This window comes from Massilia haematophila, assembly GCF_042647645.1.
GTDB classification, from domain to species: Bacteria; Pseudomonadota; Gammaproteobacteria; order Burkholderiales; family Burkholderiaceae_D; genus Telluria; species Telluria haematophila.
The window spans coordinates 1,973,914-1,988,761 of the sequence record NZ_JBHRVV010000001.1 but is presented as its reverse complement, the minus strand read 5'-3'; the positions used below and the strand labels follow the sequence as shown (position 1 = coordinate 1,988,761).

The following is a 14,848-nucleotide window of genomic DNA, read 5'->3' as shown; positions in this document are numbered from 1 at the left end:
CCCTGAAACGCCGCGGCCCCTGTCGGTTCGGCCGCCGCTCCGGTATCATGTGGGGATGAATCAACAATCCTTTCTACCGTTTGTCATTGGTGTCGCCGGCGGTAGCGGCAGTGGCAAGTCGACGGTAACCCAGCAAGTGCTCGCGTCGTTCGGCGCCGAGATGGTGTCGGTGGTGATGCAGGACGATTACTACCGCGACCAGTCCGACCTCACCCCCGAAGTACGCCGCAAGCAGAACTACGACCACCCGCAGGCCTTCGACTGGCCGCTGCTGGTGCAGCACGTCAAGGCCCTGCGCAATGGCGAGGCGATCGAGATGCCGGAGTACGACTTCACGATCGACAACCGCTCGAACAAGACCATTCCCGTGAAACCCGCCCCGGTGATCGTGATCGAGGGCCTGTTCGCCCTCTACGACGCGGACCTGCGCAACATGATGTCGCTGAAGATCTTCGTCGACACCGCGTCCGACGTGCGCTTCATCCGCCGCATGCAAAGGGACATCACCGAACGCGGCCGCACGGTCGAGAGCGTGGTCGGCCAGTACCTGGAAACGGTGCGCCCGATGCACAAGCAGTTCATCGAGCCGACCAAGCGCCACGCCGACGTCATCCTGCCGCACGGCGCGAACGGCCCGGCGGTCGATGTGATTACCACCAAGGTGGCGAGCGTCATCGGCCAGTTGAAGCGGCCCTGATCCCGACGCCGGGAATGCTCCCGGCGCCAGTTTCGCCGCGCCCACAGCGGCATCCTGCTTTGACGTTGTAGCAATCAGGAAATTGCAATACTATCCAGAACTTTCGGGTGTGCCGCACCCTATTGTTCCGCGATTACCACTCCATTGCAAGGACCTGATTTCATGAAGACGCTCCCCTCGAAGCTCCTGCTGGCCGCCTGCCTGTCGTCGGCTTTCCTGGCGCCGGCCTCCGCCGCCACGCCAGCGGCCGCCGCGCCGCAAGCCGGCCTGAAGGTGGACTTCCAGAAGTTCACCCTGCCGAACGGCCTCGAGGTGATCTTCCACATCGACCGCTCCGATCCGGTGGTCGCCGTCAACCTGACCGCCCACGTCGGTTCGGCCCGCGAAAAGGCGGGGCGCACCGGCTTCGCCCACCTGTTCGAACACCTGCTGTTCCTGGAATCGGAAAACCTGGGCAAGGGCGGTCTCGACAAGATGACCGCGCGCATCGGCGGCTCGGGCGCCAACGGCTCGACCTCGCAGGACCGCACCAACTACCTGCAGACGGTGCCGAAGGACGCGCTGGAAAAGATGATCTGGGCCGAAGCGGACAAGCTGGGCTGGTTCATCAACACCGTCACCGATCCGGTGCTGGCCAAGGAAAAACAGGTCGTCAAGAACGAGAAGCGCCAGGGCGTCGACAACGCGCCCTACGGCCACACCCGCTACGTCATCAACAAGGCGCTGTACCCGGAAAACCATCCCTACAACTGGCAGGTGATCGGTTCGCTCGAGGACCTGCAGAATGCGACCCTGGACGACGTCAAGGAGTTCTATCGCCTGTGGTACGTGCCGAACAACGTGACCCTGGTGATCGCCGGCGACTTCGATCCCGCGCAGGCGCGCAAGTGGGTCGAAAAATACTTCGGCGAGATTAAGCGCGGCGCACCGGTCGAGGCGATCGCCAAGCGCCCGGGCGTGGTGAAGCAGATCGTCAAGCTGGCGCATGAAGACAACTTCGCGAAACTGCCGGAACTGACCATGGCCTGGCCGACCGTCGAGGACCTGCACCCGGACTCATATGCCCTTGAGGTGCTGGCCGAGTACCTGTCCGAGACCAAGCGCGCGCCGTTCTACCAGGTGCTGGTGGAAGACGCCAAGCTGGCGCCGACAGTCCAGATCGGCAACCACACCGCGGAACTGGCCGGCCAGTTCATGCTGAACGTGCGCGCCTTCGAGGACAAGCCGCTCGACCAGGTTGCCGCCGCGGTCGACCAGGCCTTTGCCAAGTTCGAGAAGGAAGGCATCTCCGAGCGCGACCTGAACCGCATCAAGGCCAGCCTCGAGACCCGTTTCTACAACGCGATGTCCAGCGTGCTCGGCAAGTCGGCGTTGCTGGCCGAATACAACTACCTGACCGGCAATCCGGGCCAGGCCGAGGAAGGCATCAAGAAAACGCTGGCCGTTACCCCGGCCGACGTGCGCCGCGTGTACGACACCTATATCAAGGGCAAGCCTTATGTCGCGACCAGCTTCGTCCCGAAAGGCAAGCTGGCGCTGGCCCTGAGTGGCTCGAGCAAGGCCGACGTCGTCGAGGAGAAGGTGGTGCAGGGCGCCGAGAACGCGGTCGACCCGAGCGCGAACGCCGAATACGCCCGCACCCCGTCCAGTTTCGAACGCAGCAAGGAGCCGCCTTACGGCGCGGCGCCGGTGGTGAAGGTGCCGCAGGTCTGGGACACCAAGCTGGCGAACGGCATGCGCGTGGTCGGCATCAAGAACAAGGAGGTGCCGCTGGTGCAGTTCGATATCGCGATCGACGGCGGCCTGCTGCTCGACCAGCCGGAAAAGGTCGGCGTCGCCAACCTGATGGCGCGCCTGATGACCCAGGGCACCGCGAAGAAAACGCCGGAAGAGCTGGAAGAAGCGATCCAGCAATTGGGCGCATCGATCGACGTGTCGGCGGGTGCCGAGGACGTGCGCATCAGCGTCACGACCCTGGCGCGCAACTACCAGGCTACCCTCGACCTGGTCGAGGAAATCCTGTTGCAGCCGCGCTGGGACGAAAAGGAGTTTGCCCTGGTCAAGCAGAGCGTGCTGAGCCAGATCCGCCAGCAGGAAGCCGACCCGAACGCGCTGGCGGCCATCCACTTCGGCAAGCTGGTCTACGGCAAGGACGATCCCCGTTCGCGCAACATCCTCGGCACCACCGAAAGCGTGAACGCGATCACCATCGACGACCTGAAAGCCTACTACCGCGCCAACCTGTCGCCGTCGGTGGCGCGCATGCACGTGGTTGGCGCCTTGCCGAAAGCGGCCATCGCCCGCTCGCTGACGCAGCTGGGCCGCGACTGGAAGGCCCATCCGGTGAAGCTGCCGGCGGCCGTGGCGGCGGGCGAGCGCCCGGCCGCCAAGGTGTATTTCGTCGACGTGCCCGACGCCAAGCAGTCCGTGCTGCGCATCGGCTACCGCGCGCTGGCGGCGACCGACCCGGACTTCTACCCGGCCACCGTCACCAACTACATCCTGGGCGGCGGCGGCTTCGCCTCGCGCCTGACCCAGCAGCTGCGCGAAGGCAAGGGCTACACCTACGGCATCAGGTCGTCCTTCACCGGCAGCGAGAGCGCCGGGCCCTTCACCATCGCCAGTGGCGTGCGCAGCAACGTCACGCTCGAATCGGCCCAGCTGGTGAAGCAGGTGCTGCAGGACTATCCCGCAACGTATTCGGCGGCCGACCTGGAGACGACCCGGAACTTCCTCGTCAAGAGCAATGCACGGGCCTTCGAGACGGCGGGCGCCAAGCTGGGCATGCTGGACAACATCAGCAAGTACGGCTGGCGCGCGGATTACGTCAAGCAGCGCGAAGGGATCGTCAAGGCGATGACGCTGCCGCGCGTGCAGGCCCTGTCGCAGAAGTACCTCGATCCCTCGAAGATGGTGTGGCTGGTGGTGGGGGATGCGAAGACGCAGCTGCCGCGGATGCAGGAGCTGGGGTTTGACGAGCCGGTGCTGATTGCCCGGTAATCGCTAGACCGGGCGCGCCACGCTGCGGCATTGTTCTTCGGTCGATGCCGCAGCGGCAGGGGCACGCTTTCTTCGCTGATTGTTTTTCTTGTAACTAACTGTGCTATATTTTCGTGAATTACTTTTTCGAAAGGGTTCACAATGAAGATGACCTTCCTGGCACGCGCGTCGAGCGTCGCTGCATTCCTGCTGATCTTCGCGCCCGCACATGCCCAGATCCGCACGGATCAGGGAACCGATGTGTCGAAAAGTTGCGAACAGGGACTGGCCCTACCGGCGCCTTACGGTGAGTCGGACTTGAAAGGCAATGCCAAATTTCCGGCATACTGCAAATGCTTCATGAGCAAGTTCGAAGTGCGCGCGATGAAAGCTGCGAAATACATGCAGGCCAATCCCGGCAAAGCGCCGCCAGGGACGCTGGAACAGTCGAATGCCGAGGAACTGGAGATGCGTAATTCCTGCCGTAAGCAATTCGGTTTGCCGCAGGTGGTGTTTCCGAAGTAAGCCGGGCGGTTCGGCGCAGCGCGGTTGCATTCATGCCGCGCCTGCCGTAGCCCGAACCGCGGCACGCGATGTCGTGCCTGGACTTGCCTACTCATCGCGCCGGCTGTGGCTCCATGGCCAGCTTCCCTTACGCCTGGACCGAAGTGTTGTTATATTGATCCCCTGATCAATTTGCCAGACGGACGCCGCCGGCGTCCAGGCCAGCAATTCCATGACAACAGAACGCCCCTGGTACTTCGGCTGGAACATCGTCGCCGCCGCCACCCTCCTGACCACGCTGACCGTCGGCATGCGCCTCGGCATCGGCCCCTTCTTCCTGCCCATGGTCGAGGACCTCGGCTTTTCGCGCAGCCTGCTGGCCTCGATCATCGCCATCGGCATGCTGTGCTACGGCTTGGCGATGCCGCTGGCGGGCTACCTGGTCGGGCGTTACGGCACCCGCTTCGTGCTACTGCTCGGCACCGCCATCGTCTTCGTCTCGATCGCCTGGACCGTCAACGCGCGCACGCCGTTCAGCTTCCTGCTGGCCTTCGGCGTGCTGATGTCGGTCGGCCTCGGCTTCACCAGCCCGGTCGCGCTCACGCCCATCATCAGCCGCTGGTTTACGCGCCAGCGCGGCATGGCGCTGTTCTTCCTGTCGACCGGCTCGATGGCCGGCATGGCGATCCTGACGCCGGTGCTGGCCTCGGCGATCGGTGCGGTCGGCTGGCAAGCGACCCTGGTCGGTTTTGCGGTGGTGTTTGCGGTGGTGACGATCCCGGCGGCGCTGTTCTGCATGCGCGAGACGGCGCCTGCGCATACCGACCTGCTGCCGGAGCAGATCAACGCCCAGGCGGCGAGCGGCAAGCCGGCGCCGGTCAGCCTGTCGTTCGGGGAAGCCGTGCGCACCTCGCCGTTCTGGAAGATCGTGATCGGCCTGTTCGCCTGCGGCTTCAGCATGAACCTGCTCGGCACCCACGGCGTGCCGATGCTGATGGACCATGGCTTCGATGCGATGACGAGCTCCTACGGCATCGGCCTGATCGGCCTGGTGGCGATCCTCGGGACGCTGGTGCTGGGCCGCCTGTCGGACCGCCTGCCGCGCCGCAACATCCTCGGCACCATCTACCTGGTGCGCGGCCTCGGCTTCTTCGCGCTGCTGGTGGTCGGCACCCACTGGGAGCTCTACATCGCCGCGGCGATCGGCGGCATGGTGTGGGCCGGCAGCATCGCGACCTCGTCGGCGATGCTGGCCGATATCTATGGCGTGCGCCTGGTCGGCGTGATGTACGGCACCGCCTACCTCGGACACCAGGTCGGCGCCATGCTCAGTTCCTGGCTGGGAGGCTGGGGCTATGAGCACTTCGGCACCCACTGGGTGGCGTTCGGCATGTCCGGCGTGCTGCTGGTGATCGCCGCCTTCGTGTCGCTGCGCCTGCCCTTGAAGGGCTTCACGCTGATGGCGCCCGCCGTTTACGCGCGCAACTGAAGCCTGAACAGACTTGGCTTAAAGCGCCTAACAAAACCTTCAGGGCAAGGTGCAGCGCCGCAGCGGCGGACCGCGAAGACAGTACGCGTGTACGGCGAGACGATGCAACGCAGCCATGAAGGTTTTGTTCGGCGCTCTTAGTCGATCAGGAAGAAGGCGAGGGCGCCATACGTGACGGCGGCCGTCGCCATGACAAGCGCGAGGCCGAGCCAGGGATACCACCCGCTGCGGCCGGGTTCCTGGTCGTCTTGCGTAGCGTGATTGGCGGTGATATCCGCCGGAATAAGGTATTTCATACGATGCCGCGTCTAAGTAAAGATTGCAGCGTGGAAGTATAGCTTTACAGAAAATTATTTTAAAGAAAGGCAACTCCTTGCGTTGCATTTTTGCCACGGCGTCTGCGGAGCGCGTCGCCACCCGGCAGTGGCAGGCAAAATAAAGGGACCTCCACATCGCGGACGTCCCTTTTCGTTGCTGCATTGCCGCCCTGCGGCGGCATGGATCAGTTGCGGCGCTTGCGCGTCACCACCGCCTTTTTCTTCTTCGGCGCCACCACGACTTTCGACTTGCTGCGCGACGAAGCCTTGGCCTTCAGCTTGACGCGGCCGGCGCTGGCCTTGATGCGCGGCGCGCGGCTGCTCGCCTTGGCAACCGAGCGCGGCGCGCTGGCCACGACCGGGTCCTTGCCGTTGATGAAGCGGCGGATGTTCAGCGCGTCCATGATGCGCGCCGACGAAGCGCCGGCGTTCAGCAGGACCATGGTCGCGTTCTTGCCGCCGGCCTTGATGCTCATGATCAGGCAGCGGCCGGCTTCCTGGATGTAGCCGGTCTTCGAAAGGCCGATTTCCCAGCCCTTGGCGCCGACCAGGCGGTTGGTGTTGCGGAATTCGACTTCGCGGCTGTTGATGCTGATGAGGTTCTTGGCATCGGTGGTGCGGTCGGTGATTTCCTTGTACTTGCTGGCGGCATTCGCCATCTTGACCAGGTCGGCCGCGGTCGAGCGGTTGTTCGGCGACAGGCCGGTCGGCTCTTCGATCACGGTGTTGCTCATGCCCAGCGCGGCGATCTTGCGGCGCACGGCCTCCTTGAACGCCGGCAGGCCGCCCGGGTAGGTGCGGCCCAGCGAGGCGGCGGCGCGGTTGTCGGAAGACATCAGGGCCAGTTGCAGCACGTCGCCGCGCGGAATGCTGGCGCCGACCGGCACGCGCGAGGTGCTGTGCTTGAGCGTGTCGACGTCGCTGCGGTCGATCTCGATCAGTTCGTTCATGTCCTGCTTCGCGTCCAGCACGACCATTGCGGTCATCAGCTTGGTCAACGAAGCGATCGGGACGACGGCGCTGGCGTTCTTTTCCAGCAGAACTTTGCCGGTGTCATCTTCTACCACCAGGACCGATTGCGAACCGAACGGCACCGCGACTGCGGCGGCAGACGAGATCGACAACAGGACAGCGGCAAACAGTTTTTTCATCATGGGTGTCGGTGTCGGGTATGGGGTCGGGGTGGGGCCAGGCTGCCGTTGCGGCAGCCGTTTTACGCGTCATGCGTAAGGCTCACCTAAGTGTTGAAAGATAGCACTGCGATTTCTGCATGTCCATGGCGCACAGGCAAAAAGCGGGCTCATGTATGAAAATTGCTCAAAAAAAAGACCCTGCGTTGTAGCAGGGCCTTTTTAGACTGGCAAGGAAGTGCTTCACTAAGCGCATCGATCCGTCAATACGCCGATCGCGATGCGTTTATTTCGACTGGTAGATCTTGTCGAATTCGCCGCCGTCGTCGAAGTGTTTTTTCTGGGCGTTGCGCCAGCCGCCGAACAGCTCGTCCACCGAGAACAGCGCGATCGGCTTGTAGTTGGCGGCGTACTTCTTCATCACGGCCTCATTGCGTACGCGCAGGAAGTGCTTGGCGCCGATTTCCTGGCCCGCCGGCGAGTACAGGAAGTTCAGGTAGGCGGTGGCCGGCTTGCGCAGGTTGCGGCGGTCGACCACCTTGTCGACCACGGCCACCGGCGACTCGGCCAGGATCGAGGTCTGCGGGTACACGACTTCGAAGTTGTCGCCGAACTCCTTGCGCACCATGCTCACCTCGTTCTCGAAGGTCACCAGGGCGTCGCCGATCTGGCGCTGGGTGAAGGTGGTGGTGGCGGCGCGGCCGCCGGCGTCCAGGATCGGCACGTTCTTGAAGATGCGGGCGACCAGGTCGCGCGCCTGCGCTTCGTTGCCGCCTTTCTTGAGCACCGAACCCCAGGCCGCGAGGTAGGTGTAGCGGCCATTGCCCGCGGTCTTCGGGTTCGGGATCACGACCTGCACGCCCGGCTTCGCCAGGTCGTCCCAGTTCTTGATGCCTTTCGGGTTGCCTTTGCGGACCAGGAAGACCATGGTCGAGTAGTAGGGCGCGGCATTGTTCGGGAATTTCTTGGCCCAGTCCTTCGTGACCAGGCCGCGGTCGGCCAGCATGTCGATGTCGTTGGCCTGGTTCATGGTCACGACCGAGGCTTCCAGGCCGTCCGCGACGGCGCGCGCCTGCTTGCTCGAGCCGCCATGCGACTGCTTGATGGTAACGGTGTCGCCGGTGGCTTTCTTGTAGTCGGCGATGAAGGCCGGGTTGACGTCCTTGTACAATTCGCGCGCCACGTCGTAGGACACGTTCAGCAGCTCGACATTGGCGGCGCTTGCCGACAGCGGCAGCGCGGCGCCGGCGGCCAGCGCCAGGATCAGGCGGCGCAGGGGCAGGAAGGATTTGTTCGGCATATGTTCTCGCTTTTTAGAATGCTTTGAAGACAGTGTGCATGTTCCGTAAATTCGGAACAAAACGGAAGAATACTTTTGTCATATGCTTAGAGGCTGATCGAGGTATGCATGGCATCCGGCAGACTAAGCCGCTTTCGGTGTATAGTCCGGTCAGGCGTTATCCCAACAGGAGGGCGCGTTCGAAAGCAACGGCTACAAGTCACGTTTTAGTGGGTCAGAAGTATGGGTATCGACATTCGCAAAGCAGCACCGGCCGACGCCGCTTCCGCCTGCGCGCTGTTGCGCCGCTCGATCGAGCAGGGCTGCGAGCCTGACCATCGCGGCCGTCCCGACGTCCTCGATTCCTGGCTCGGCAACAAGACGCCGGAAAACGTCGCCGCCTGGTTCGCCTCCCCGACCAACCACGCCATCGTCGCCGAGCAGGACGGCCGACTGCTGGGCCTGGCCCTGCTGACCCAGGCCGGCAAGCTGGCGCTGTGCTACGTCGAGCCGGACGCCCTGCGCATCGGCGTCGGCCGCGCCTTGCTGGCGGCGGTGGAAGCGCAGGCGCGCGCCTGGAACATCCGCAAGCTCTTCCTGCACAGCCCGGAGAGCGCCGCCATGTTCTTCGAGCGCCACGGCTATGCCAATTCCGGCATGGACAAGGCCTGCTTCGGTCTCGACTGCAACCTGATGTGGAAGTCGCTCGACGCCGACCAGGACTGCGGCAGCGCCCAGAGCAAACGCTTCTGCAATTGCAGTCAATAAATAAAGCAGCATCTTTTTGCTGCGAAATTCATTTGCAACCAATTCGCAACGTGTAACGGCTTTTTTCTGCGAAGTTGTTAAGTTATAGTACGCAACTTCGCATTGATGAGTACGTTATGTCTTCCCGTAGAGATTTCCTCCAACAAGGCATGCGCCTGTCCGCCCTCGGCGTGCTCGGTCCTGCCTTGTCAAGCAATGTCCTTGCCGCGCCACAGGCGCCGGCCGACCTGACGCCTCCGCCCGACCTGTTCGACGCCCAGGTGCTCGACCTCGACTTCTGGGTCAAGCCGCGCACGCTGAGCGTGACCCGTCCGGCCAGCGGCGAAAAGGCGAAGCTGCTGTACTGGAAGGATGGCGAGGTGATCGACTCCGCCTACCAGCAACTGTGCCACCTGCTGCGCGACGTCAACGGCAAGGAAACCGCGCCGATCGATCCGAAGCTGCTGGAGATCCTGTGGAGCACCCAGGCCTTCATCGCCCGCTACGGCCTCGAGCAGCCGCTCGAGATCCTGTCGGGCTACCGCACCCCCGCCTCGAACGCGCGCCTGATCGAAGCCGGCGTGCCGGCGGCGCGCAAGTCGCTGCACATGACGGGCAAGGCGGCCGACATCCGCATTTCCAGCCTGACAGAGGAAGTCCTGGGCGGACTCGTGCGCAGCTTCCGTACGGGAGGAGTGGGGTATTATTACCGTTCCGGTCCCAAAGGCGGCTGGATCCATGCCGATACGGGGCTCAACCGCACCTGGAAGGGCTGATGTCCACGCGGTAGGGGCCGCCAACTTGCACGGGTTTTCGCTGTCGAAGGGCCGGGCCGGCAATGTATACGCCGGAAGACCCGACATCACTGACGGAAGGAGAAAACGATGGCAACGATGAATGCACCCACGATGGATCGCCGTACCAGCCCCGAGCGTCGCCTCGCCTTGCGCGAAGGCCGCCGTTCGGCCATGTCGGCCATGGATTACCTGGCGATGGCGCTCCTGATCATTGGCGGCCTGAACTGGGCAATGGTCGGCCTGTTCGATGTCGACATCGTCGCCACCATTTTCGGCCCGGGCAGTCCGGCAACCCGCCTGGTCTACGTGGTGGTGGGCCTGGCGGTGCTGTACTCGATCTACACGACGGCGAAGATGGCGTCGGCCAAGCGCCATTGACGGCGCAGGCAAGGACAACGGTGCCGGGGCGCTTGCGTATCGGCCTGATCTCCGATACCCATGGGCTCCTGCGTCCGGAAGCGCTGGACTTCCTGGCCGGCTGCGACCACATCGTCCACGGCGGCGACATCGGCAAGCCGGACATCCTCGAGCGCCTGGCCGCGCTCGCGCCCCTGACCGTGGTGCGCGGCAACAACGACCGCGAGCCCTGGGCCCGGGACCTGCCCGCGACCGCCTTGCTGCGCTTCGGTCCGGTATCGCTGTACGCGATCCACGACCTGAAGGAACTCGAGATCGACCCGGCCGCGCTCGGCGTACGGGTGGTCGTGTCCGGCCACTCGCACAAGCCCGCCTGCGTCGAGCGCGCGGGCGTTCTCTACATCAATCCCGGTAGTGCGGGGCGCCGCCGTTTCAGCCTGCCGATTTCCTGCGGCGAACTGGTGCTGGACGGGGAAGCCGTACGGCCGCGCATCGTCACGCTCGTCGACGGCTAGGTCACGAACGCCGTGGCCGCGGCGCACGCTGGCTGCCGCGCTAACCCGGTGCGGACCAGTCTGCAATGGCAAACCGGCAAACTTTGCGGATAAGACACAAAATCATCCGCTTGCGATAACTTCTTCAGAAACTACTTTAAGTGTGTGTATGGCTCTGTTAGCATCCTACGCTTGCATGGAGGAAAACATGGGCGAAGTGAGCAGGAATGACGCACGAACCGACCAGACTACCGCCAATCATGTGGAGGACGCGCTGCAATTGTGCGCCCGCCAGGGCATCCATCCGGCCTTGCTGCTGATGGAGCGGCAAGGCGTGCCGCGTCCCGTCGCGCTGCGGGTGCTGTGCTCCCCCGACCATTTCCGCAAACAGGACCGGCGTCGCGCTGCCAGGCCGGTGCGCTAAGCCAGTACACACGGTCGGACGGAAATGCCTTAGCATACGTTTTTGGTGTTCGTATTCGATTCGCATTTCATGACCGCTTCCGCTGACAATCCGCCGCGCTTCCGCCCCCGCCCCTGGATCCACCTCGAAACCCCGCAAGACGTCGAATTCTGGATCGACGAGCACAACCAGGCGATGCAGGAGCTGATCCGGCCGCAGGAGACCGGTTACGGCATCTGCTTCACGCTGGCCGAAGGGGGCAACATCTATATGCAGACCGCCGAGGACGCGGTGGTGCTCGACGTCGAGCCGGACGCGAGCTGGATTGCGCCGCTGATCGTCGCCGCCACCGGGGCCGAGCCGCCGCCGGGCCAGTACTGGCTGCTGCCGGCCGACCGGCTGGTGCAGCTCATCATCGGGCTGTCGAGCCTGGTCGCCAGCACCACGCTGGTGGTCGGGCACCGCTTCGGTTCGCATGGCCGACGCATGATGTACTGACGAAACTTTTTTCGCGCACCGTCGCGCTTTCGGGTTATAAAAGAGGCAGACGCTTTTTCCAGGAGAGCTGCCCGATGCGCAAGGAACCCTTCCACCATTCCCGCCGTGCCTTCGGGCTGGCCGCCGTGCTGCTGGCGCTGGGCGCCGTGCTGCTGGCGCTGGGCGCCGTCATGCCGGCTACCGCCGCCGACGATCTGCTGGACACGGCCAGGGCGCGCGGCACGCTGCGTATCGCGTTGGAAGGAACCTACCCGCCATTCAACTTCCGCGACCCGAAGACCGGGCAGCTGGCCGGCTATGACGTCGAGGTCGCCCAGGCGGTGGCCGCCAGGCTGGGCCTGAAACCGGCCTTCGTCACGACCGAGTGGGCCGCCATCCTTGCGGGTCTCGCCGCCGGCAAGTACGACGTCATCGTCAGCCAGGTCGGTATCACCGACAAACGCCAGCAGGCTTTCGACTTCTCCCGGCCGTATACGTATTCGAGCCCGCAGCTCATCGTGCGCAGGAACGAACAGGCGCACTACGCCAGCCTCGAAGACCTGAAGGGCAAGAAGCTCGGCGTGGGGCAGGGCAGCGTGTTCGAGCAGCAGGCGAAACGGGTGCCGGGCATCGAGGTCAGGAGCTACCCGGCGGCGCCCGAGAACCTGCAGGACCTGGCTTTCGGGCGCGTCGACGCGGCGCTGAACGACAGCCTGATGGTGGCGTATTTGCTGAAGAATTCGAAGCTGCCGATCCGGGCCGGTGCGCGCGTCGGCCAGGTCGAGCGCATGGGCATCGCCATGCGCAAGGGGAACCCGAAGCTGAAGGCGGCGATCGACGGCGCGCTCGGCGCAATGGAGGCCGACGGCAGCCTGAAGGCGATCTCGACCAAGTGGTTCGGCAGCGACGCCAGCCGTCCGGCGCCTGCGGTTCCTGCCGCGCCTGCGGCTCGATAAGTCCCGCACGATGGAGCTGATCGCGCTGCTGGAAGACGCCGCGCCGGTGATGCTGCAGGGCGCCGGCTACACGCTGCTGTTCGCACTGGCCGCGATGGCCGGCGGCCTGGCGATCGGCTTTCCGGTGGCGCTGCTGCGCCTCGCGCCCTGGGCCCTGCTGCGCTGGCCGGCGGCGCTCTACGTGAGCGTCATGCGCGGCACGCCGCTGCTGGTGCAGATCTTCGTCATCTATTACGGCCTGCCGAGCGTGGGCATCGAATTCTCGCCGGTGACGGCGGGCGTGCTGGCGCTTTCGCTGAATGCCGGCGCCTACCTGTCGGAGAGCGTGCGCGGGGCGATCGCCAGCATCGGCCAGGGCCAGTGGCGCGCCAGCTTCAGCCTCGGACTGGGCTATGGCCAGACCCTGGTGTACATCGTGCTGCCGCAGGCGCTGCGGGTGGCGGTGCCGTCGATGAGCAACACGCTCATCAGCCTGATCAAGGATACCTCGCTGGTGTCGGTCATCGCCCTGACCGAACTGATGCTGGCCACGAAGGAAGCGATCGCGACCAGCTTCCGGCCGCTGCCGCTCTACCTCGCGGCGGCCGCGATCTACTGGGTGCTCAGCCTGTTCTTCGAAGGGCTGCAAAGGCGCGCCGAGCGGCGCCTGAACCGCGCGCACGCGGCACGTTGAGGGTTGTCGGGAATGTTCGGCCCGTGTCGAGACGTAGGGTGGGCGCCCCGTGCCCACGCGTAAAACATGCGCCGTGTTGACGTTTATCGCGCGTCGCGTCTGCTCATCGTTCCCGCGTGGGCACGGGGCGCCCACCCTACACTAGCCATTAGAAGTGGTGATACATCCCCACCGCGAAGCTGCGCGTTTCGATCCCGGTCTGCGGCATGGTGCTGCCCGCGGCCAGCGGCAGGGCCACGCCGTTGAGGACGATGGTCGAGGCGCCGAAGTTGCGCACCGAGCCTGCGCGCGCGTACAGCGCGGTACGGCGCGACAGGTCGTAGTCCACGCCCAGCATCAGGCCCAGGGCCGAGGATGGCGCCAAGCGTCCGGCATTGTCGCGCGCGCCCTCGGTGTCGCGGTAGACGGCCGAGGCGCGCCAGGTCAGGCGGCCCTGCGGCAGGATCGCGCCCAGCGTCACCAGTTCGGCTTCGCCGGCCTGGGCCGTCTTCGGCCGGATGCGTGCGTAGGAGGTGGACAGCACGACCTTGCCATTGTCGAAGATCGCGCCCGCCGACGGGATGTCGGTGCGCACGCTCTGCGCCGGCAGGCCGGCCTCGACGACGACCGGGCCGCTCCAGGTCTGGATCAGGCTCGCGGCCAGGTAGAAGGGGCCGTGCTGGTAGGAAGCCACGCCGCCGCGCGTGCCGACCTTCGGCGCGTTCGCGCCGGTCGGGTTGGCGGCGTAGATGAACTGGGCCGCCACCGGGCCGAGGGTCGGCGTGGCATAGGTGATCGATTTCGGCACGCGCACCGGCAGGGTGGCGGCGCCCGGACCGAGGTCGGTGTTGGCTCCGGCGCCGCGCGGCGTCTGCATGGCGCCGCCGCCGACCCAGGTGTAGACCGAATTCGTGTTCACCAGCATGAAGGGATCGATCAGGAGCGGCAGCATCGCATTGATCTGGTTGCCGATGCGGACCGCGCCCCAGGTGCGCGAGCGCAGGCCGACCCAGGATTCGCGGTTGAACAGCGCGCTGGCCTGCTGGGTGCCGGTGTCGGCATTGAAGCCGGCTTCGAGCTTCATCTCCGCCTGCAGCCCGCCGCCCAGGTTTTCCGATGCGTACACGCCGAGCTTGGAACTGTAGTTGCCGCCGCTTTGCATCTGCCAGCGGCCGCTCGCATGGTCGGTCGTCGCATACATCGCGCCCAGGTCGACGGTCCCGTAGACGCGTACGGCATCCGCGCCGCGACCGTATTCGGGCAGCTGGGCCAGGCGGGTCATCAGGTAGGAGGGGGCGGCCTGCGCATGGGCGGCCGGGGCGAAGTTGGTGGCGAGGATGGCGCAGAGCAGGACGCGGCGCAGCGGGCGCTGGCCAATGGAGATGCGTGACATTTGGATAATATTGGTGAGAATTGCAGAGTGGCATTATCCCATAGGGTTAAATGGCGGCCTCAAGCAAAGACGCCAGGCTTGACAATTGTTGTTATAAAGCAACATTCGTTTAGTGTGGGGTGGGCACTTGTGCCCACGCGGTCTTTCGTGTCGATGCCAACCCGAGCGCCAGCAAAA

The 14,848-nt window shown here is 64.6% G+C and carries 16 protein-coding genes; 12 read left to right on the top strand and 4 right to left on the bottom strand.

Going from position 1 to position 14,848, the window contains the following annotated elements:
- Positions 1–55 precede the first annotated feature (55 nt).
- From udk to ACFOPH_RS08875, 4 genes are all read left to right on the top strand, one after another.
- Entirely contained in the window at positions 56–697 is a 642-nt protein-coding gene (udk, locus tag ACFOPH_RS08890) for a uridine kinase (protein WP_379734825.1), read from the top strand.
- Between the two features lie 162 nt (positions 698–859).
- Positions 860–3,697: a M16 family metallopeptidase gene (locus tag ACFOPH_RS08885; RefSeq protein ID WP_379734823.1), complete on the top strand. Its 2,838-nt coding sequence runs from the start codon at positions 860–862 to the stop codon at positions 3,695–3,697.
- A 141-nt stretch (positions 3,698–3,838) separates the two neighbouring features.
- On the top strand, positions 3,839–4,201 hold the full coding sequence (locus tag ACFOPH_RS08880) for a hypothetical protein (protein WP_312550199.1): 363 nt from the start codon (positions 3,839–3,841) through the stop codon (positions 4,199–4,201).
- A gap of 211 nt (positions 4,202–4,412) precedes the next feature.
- On the top strand, positions 4,413–5,669 hold the full coding sequence (locus tag ACFOPH_RS08875) for an MFS transporter (RefSeq protein ID WP_312550200.1): 1,257 nt from the start codon (positions 4,413–4,415) through the stop codon (positions 5,667–5,669).
- A gap of 137 nt (positions 5,670–5,806) precedes the next feature.
- Here the strand turns inward: ACFOPH_RS08875 and ACFOPH_RS08870 are convergent, their stop codons facing one another.
- From ACFOPH_RS08870 to ACFOPH_RS08860, 3 genes are all read right to left on the bottom strand, one after another.
- Entirely contained in the window at positions 5,807–5,965 is a 159-nt protein-coding gene (locus tag ACFOPH_RS08870; protein WP_379734821.1) for a hypothetical protein, read from the bottom strand.
- A 206-nt stretch (positions 5,966–6,171) separates the two neighbouring features.
- On the bottom strand, positions 6,172–7,140 hold the full coding sequence (locus ACFOPH_RS08865) for a serine hydrolase (protein ID WP_312550202.1): 969 nt from the start codon (positions 7,138–7,140) through the stop codon (positions 6,172–6,174).
- 262 nt (positions 7,141–7,402) lie between these two features.
- Complete coding sequence (locus ACFOPH_RS08860; protein WP_312550203.1) at positions 7,403–8,416, bottom strand: sulfate ABC transporter substrate-binding protein; 1,014 nt, start codon at positions 8,414–8,416, stop codon at positions 7,403–7,405.
- A 222-nt stretch (positions 8,417–8,638) separates the two neighbouring features.
- Between ACFOPH_RS08860 and ACFOPH_RS08855 the strand changes: the two genes are divergently transcribed.
- The 8 genes from ACFOPH_RS08855 to ACFOPH_RS08820 all read left to right on the top strand — a co-directional run bounded on the left by ACFOPH_RS08855 (position 8,639) and on the right by ACFOPH_RS08820 (position 13,299).
- On the top strand, positions 8,639–9,163 hold the full coding sequence (locus tag ACFOPH_RS08855; protein WP_312550204.1) for a GNAT family N-acetyltransferase: 525 nt from the start codon (positions 8,639–8,641) through the stop codon (positions 9,161–9,163).
- A gap of 116 nt (positions 9,164–9,279) precedes the next feature.
- Positions 9,280–9,918, top strand: coding sequence for a YcbK family protein (locus ACFOPH_RS08850; protein WP_312550205.1), 639 nt, complete (start codon positions 9,280–9,282; stop codon positions 9,916–9,918).
- A 108-nt stretch (positions 9,919–10,026) separates the two neighbouring features.
- Entirely contained in the window at positions 10,027–10,317 is a 291-nt protein-coding gene (locus tag ACFOPH_RS08845; protein WP_379734818.1) for a DUF378 domain-containing protein, read from the top strand.
- Positions 10,318–10,337: 20 nt separating this feature from the next.
- Complete coding sequence (locus ACFOPH_RS08840) at positions 10,338–10,811, top strand: metallophosphoesterase family protein (RefSeq protein WP_379734816.1); 474 nt, start codon at positions 10,338–10,340, stop codon at positions 10,809–10,811.
- A gap of 187 nt (positions 10,812–10,998) precedes the next feature.
- Complete coding sequence (locus tag ACFOPH_RS08835; RefSeq protein WP_312550208.1) at positions 10,999–11,214, top strand: hypothetical protein; 216 nt, start codon at positions 10,999–11,001, stop codon at positions 11,212–11,214.
- A 69-nt stretch (positions 11,215–11,283) separates the two neighbouring features.
- Positions 11,284–11,691, top strand: coding sequence for a hypothetical protein (locus ACFOPH_RS08830; protein ID WP_312550209.1), 408 nt, complete (start codon positions 11,284–11,286; stop codon positions 11,689–11,691).
- A 74-nt stretch (positions 11,692–11,765) separates the two neighbouring features.
- The gene (locus ACFOPH_RS08825) at positions 11,766–12,626 is read left to right on the top strand and encodes a transporter substrate-binding domain-containing protein (protein WP_379734814.1); all 861 of its coding nucleotides are present in this window, start codon (positions 11,766–11,768) and stop codon (positions 12,624–12,626) included.
- 10 nt (positions 12,627–12,636) lie between these two features.
- On the top strand, positions 12,637–13,299 hold the full coding sequence (locus tag ACFOPH_RS08820; protein ID WP_379734812.1) for an amino acid ABC transporter permease: 663 nt from the start codon (positions 12,637–12,639) through the stop codon (positions 13,297–13,299).
- A gap of 148 nt (positions 13,300–13,447) precedes the next feature.
- On the opposite strand, the gene ACFOPH_RS08815 is transcribed toward ACFOPH_RS08820, so the two are convergent.
- Positions 13,448–14,671: a porin gene (locus tag ACFOPH_RS08815; RefSeq protein ID WP_379734810.1), complete on the bottom strand. Its 1,224-nt coding sequence runs from the start codon at positions 14,669–14,671 to the stop codon at positions 13,448–13,450.
- Positions 14,672–14,848: the final 177 nt, after the last annotated feature.

Bases quoted from the DNA above. Each gene is read 5' to 3' on its own strand.
- ACFOPH_RS08870 (WP_379734821.1), bottom strand. From the start codon at position 5,965: ATGAAATACCTTATTCCGGCGGATATCACCGCCAATCACGCTACGCAA.
- ACFOPH_RS08815 (WP_379734810.1), bottom strand. From the start codon at position 14,671: ATGTCACGCATCTCCATTGGCCAGCGCCCGCTGCGCCGCGTCCTGCTC.
- ACFOPH_RS08880 (WP_312550199.1), top strand. From the start codon at position 3,839: ATGAAGATGACCTTCCTGGCACGCGCGTCGAGCGTCGCTGCATTCCTG.
- ACFOPH_RS08850 (WP_312550205.1), top strand. From the start codon at position 9,280: ATGTCTTCCCGTAGAGATTTCCTCCAACAAGGCATGCGCCTGTCCGCC.
- ACFOPH_RS08865 (WP_312550202.1), bottom strand. From the start codon at position 7,140: ATGATGAAAAAACTGTTTGCCGCTGTCCTGTTGTCGATCTCGTCTGCC.
- ACFOPH_RS08845 (WP_379734818.1), top strand. From the start codon at position 10,027: ATGGCAACGATGAATGCACCCACGATGGATCGCCGTACCAGCCCCGAG.
- ACFOPH_RS08855 (WP_312550204.1), top strand. From the start codon at position 8,639: ATGGGTATCGACATTCGCAAAGCAGCACCGGCCGACGCCGCTTCCGCC.
- udk (WP_379734825.1), top strand. From the start codon at position 56: ATGAATCAACAATCCTTTCTACCGTTTGTCATTGGTGTCGCCGGCGGT.
- ACFOPH_RS08885 (WP_379734823.1), top strand. From the start codon at position 860: ATGAAGACGCTCCCCTCGAAGCTCCTGCTGGCCGCCTGCCTGTCGTCG.
- ACFOPH_RS08825 (WP_379734814.1), top strand. From the start codon at position 11,766: ATGCGCAAGGAACCCTTCCACCATTCCCGCCGTGCCTTCGGGCTGGCC.
- ACFOPH_RS08875 (WP_312550200.1), top strand. From the start codon at position 4,413: ATGACAACAGAACGCCCCTGGTACTTCGGCTGGAACATCGTCGCCGCC.
- ACFOPH_RS08860 (WP_312550203.1), bottom strand. From the start codon at position 8,416: ATGCCGAACAAATCCTTCCTGCCCCTGCGCCGCCTGATCCTGGCGCTG.
- ACFOPH_RS08835 (WP_312550208.1), top strand. From the start codon at position 10,999: ATGGGCGAAGTGAGCAGGAATGACGCACGAACCGACCAGACTACCGCC.
- ACFOPH_RS08830 (WP_312550209.1), top strand. From the start codon at position 11,284: ATGACCGCTTCCGCTGACAATCCGCCGCGCTTCCGCCCCCGCCCCTGG.
- ACFOPH_RS08820 (WP_379734812.1), top strand. From the start codon at position 12,637: ATGGAGCTGATCGCGCTGCTGGAAGACGCCGCGCCGGTGATGCTGCAG.